Origin of the sequence: uncultured Succinivibrio sp., from assembly GCF_902756765.1 — a bacterium.
Classification (GTDB): Bacteria; Pseudomonadota; Gammaproteobacteria; order Enterobacterales; family Succinivibrionaceae; genus Succinivibrio.
Genome location: NZ_CACVSS010000148.1, coordinates 1 through 3,322 on the forward strand (window position 1 = coordinate 1; position 3,322 = coordinate 3,322).

The window sequence follows — 3,322 nt, forward strand, 5'->3', positions numbered from 1 at the left end:
TGCCTCATTCAGTATAGAAATAACTGATGAGGAATACTTAAGAACACATAAGGCAGCAGTGCAGAACAATACTGCAGCAGGAATTGATTTAGGTCTGAAATCAGCTCTGATGTTATCAGACGGGATCAGTATTGATTCACCTAAACCATTAAAGGCAAAACTTAGAAAACTTGCAAGATTACAGAGACAGCTAAACCGTAAGCAGCATCCGAGAACCAAGGATGACAAGACGGAACTATCCCGTAATTACATAAAATTTTCAAAAAAAGTAAGTAAGCTTTATCTTGAAATAACCAATATCCGTGAAGATTTTTCTCAGAAGATTAGCTCTGTTCTGGCCAATCACTATGAATACCTCTGTATGGAGGATTTAAACGTGAAAGGCATGATGGCAAACCATAAACTTGCCAGAGCCATCAGTGATGTTGGATTCTACAATATCAAGAAGAATCTTACATATAAAATGGAGTTCAAACACAGAAAACTCCAGGAAGTAGATAGATTTTATGCAAGCTCTAAGAGCTGCAGTAAGTGTGGGGCACTGAAAAAAGATTTAACGCTCAAAGACCGAGTATATGAATGTCCACAATGTGGCATGACATTAGATCGCGACTTGAACGCAGCAATTAATCTTAGACAAAAGATAAAAAAAATAGGGGAAGCTATCTCCGAAATTAAGCCTGTTGAGCTGACGGCTCTGTTATCTGATTTAGAAATAAATGGGATAACAACCAGCAGTGTTGAAGCAGGAATTTGGTAAAAAGCCTATAAATTTATAGACTTTTATATATTTTTATAGGTTTTTATAGATCCAAAATAGCGGATTTTCGAACGTTGCAGCAAAATCCCTTTTGTTTTTTTTTAAAGCAGTGACTTTATGCACTCTTCAACTTTCTTCATGTCTGCTGTTGGCTCGAAGCGGGCAACTACCTCAGCCTTACGATCAACTACAAACTTGGTAAAGTTCCATTTGATGTCAGGTTTTGACGCCAGTCCGGATCTGCTTTTGTCAGAAGATCTTCTAAGATTGGAGTTAGCTTATGTTCATCAAATCCAGCAAAACCTTTCTGAGATTTTAAATAGGTATATAAAGGCAGCTCATTAGCTCCGTTAACATCTGATTTTTTCATCAGTGTATAGGTGGTGTTGTAGTGAAGAGTACAGAATTCCTTGATTTCATCATCTGTTCCTGGAGCCTGTGCGCCGAACTGATTGCATGGAATATCAATGATCTCCAGACCCTTGTCATGGTATTCCTTGTAAAGCTGCTCGATTGGTGCATACTGAGGGGTGAAACCACATCCGGTTGCAGTATTTACAATGAGCATAACCTTTCCTTTGAAATCAGAAAGAGAAACTTTCTCTCCCTTACCACTTGTAAGCTCATAATCGTAAACCATATAAAACTCCTATGTTGCGAAGAATCTAGAGTATTCCAGAGGAAAATGTCGTAAAAGGAGCGGATTAAATCGCTCCTTCTGAATTCTGATAATTGTAAAACTGAAACAATAAATATAATCAGTCTTTCATTGCTTCTTTTGCAGCAATGGTTGCATGAATAACTGTTGTATCAAAAACCGGCAGTCTAACGTATTTCTGACTGATTAAAAGTCCGATTTCTGCACAGCCAAAGATAATGCCCTGAGCTCCCCCCATATCAAGACCGTCGATAATACGCTGATAAATACCACGTGAGGCATCTTTGATCTTGCCCAGACACAGTTCCTTGTAGATGATGTTATTAACCAGCTCGATTTCCTCTTCTCTTGGGATTAGAACTTCAATACCGGCATCGGTGAGGATGTGTTTGTAGAAATCATGGGTTAGGGTGTACTTTGTGGCCAACAGTCCAACTTTCTTGATATCTTTTTCTTTAAGCTCCATTAAGGTTGCTTTGGCAATATGAAGAATAGGGAGTCTGATATTAGCCTGAATCATTGGGACTACCTTATGCATGGTATTACTTGCAATAAGGATAAAATCAGCTCCGGCTTTCTCTAGAGACACTGCGGCGTCAGAAAGGATCTGGCCAGCCTTCTCCCAGTTGTCCTGGGCCTGACAAGCCTCAATTTCAGCAAAGTTTACACTGTTTAGAATAATCTTAGCTGAGTTATAACCTCCAAGCTCCTTCTGAACTGTTTCGTTGATTATCTTGTAGTAAGAGGCTGTGCTTTCCCAGCTCATTCCTCCGATAAGACCAATGGTTTTCATTTTTATTATCTCCAAACGCTGCAGTCTCAATTATGAGCATATGACAATTTTCTAATAGTGCAAGTTAGATACTATCATGGAACAGTTAAGAAAGAATTAGAACTAATTATCAGATTTTTAAGAAGTTATCCTGAATAATTAGTCTTTTGAGGCGGATCAATCTAATTACTAAGTACCTGCAAAATTTTCTTATAAATAAAGAGCGTTGCCTTTACATCAGTAAGAGAATTGTGCATTTCCTCATTTTCCTCTGGAACAAAACCTAAAAATGAAGAAACTGAACCAAGATCATGTTTTTCAAGATTAGGTAATTTGTTTTCGTTTTCGTATTTTCTATATAGATTGTGGACATCATCTGATTTCAAGTCTAACTCTTGGAATTGAGGAACATTATTCTTAAGCATACGCAGGTCGAACTTGGTGTTATAACCTAAAACCAGCTCACAGCTTCTGAAAAGCTCAATAATATCTTCAGAATCCTCTGTAATGTATGGCTTATCTGCGACAAATTCCGGAGAAATATGATTAACCTTCTGAGCATAATACCAGGAGGTATGATTTTGTGGTTGATAGTATCTGTCCCAGAGAACATTGCCAAGCCCGTCAATTACTGACAGCTGAAGTATTTCATCTGTGTTTGCCAGACCGGTGGTTTCTGTATCAAGTATCAGAATTTTTGAAAAATCTGTATGTATCAAAACTTACCTCTAAATTAAGTAACAGTATAAATATTATACATTCATTTTTATAAAAAAACATACTGATATTAAAAATTGTGTGGAGATATCCTCAGATAACAGGAACTTCGGGCAGACTCAAAAATCTTTCTTTAGTGACTTGTGTGAAAAACGGCTTACAAATGGAAACCACCGCTCTGAATGAGATTTGCATATGCATCTGTATTGTTATGACAGGAAGGTTCAGGTCATGGTGGAATTTGCCAGACCTGATAGTTTTTTTGATTAGATTAGAGCAAAGCAGGAGTCTCGTTCTCTGAGTTGTCTATTTCTCCTTGAGGAAGTGTTTTGCAGTACTCCTCTACAAGAGCAACTCGTTTTAAGAACATCTGCTCTCCAATGTCTTTTCCTTTGAATCCTTTCTCAACAAACTC

Annotated in this window: 4 protein-coding genes; 1 reads left to right on the plus strand and 3 read right to left on the minus strand. The window is 37.7% G+C overall.

Annotated features, from left to right (window positions below):
- Positions 1–760: transposase (locus QZU45_RS11715; RefSeq protein ID WP_295355502.1), on the plus strand; the 760-nt coding region annotated here is incomplete at its 5' end.
- 187 nt (positions 761–947) lie between these two features.
- Here QZU45_RS11715 and QZU45_RS11720 read toward each other — a convergent pair.
- The 3 genes from QZU45_RS11720 to QZU45_RS11730 form a co-directional block, all read right to left on the minus strand.
- A complete protein-coding gene (locus QZU45_RS11720) occupies positions 948–1,400 on the minus strand; it encodes a glutathione peroxidase (protein WP_295355504.1) in 453 nt (150 codons plus the stop codon).
- Between the two features lie 118 nt (positions 1,401–1,518).
- On the minus strand, positions 1,519–2,211 hold the full coding sequence (locus QZU45_RS11725; RefSeq protein ID WP_295355506.1) for an aspartate/glutamate racemase family protein: 693 nt from the start codon (positions 2,209–2,211) through the stop codon (positions 1,519–1,521).
- Positions 2,212–2,372: 161 nt separating this feature from the next.
- Positions 2,373–2,909 carry a 3'-5' exonuclease gene (locus QZU45_RS11730; RefSeq protein ID WP_295355508.1) on the minus strand — a complete coding sequence of 179 codons (537 nt, stop codon included), beginning with the start codon at positions 2,907–2,909 and terminating at the stop codon, positions 2,373–2,375.
- Positions 2,910–3,322: the final 413 nt, after the last annotated feature.

Bases quoted from the DNA above. Each gene is read 5' to 3' on its own strand.
- QZU45_RS11720 (WP_295355504.1), bottom strand. From the start codon at position 1,400: ATGGTTTACGATTATGAGCTTACAAGTGGTAAGGGAGAGAAAGTTTCT.
- QZU45_RS11725 (WP_295355506.1), bottom strand. From the start codon at position 2,211: ATGAAAACCATTGGTCTTATCGGAGGAATGAGCTGGGAAAGCACAGCC.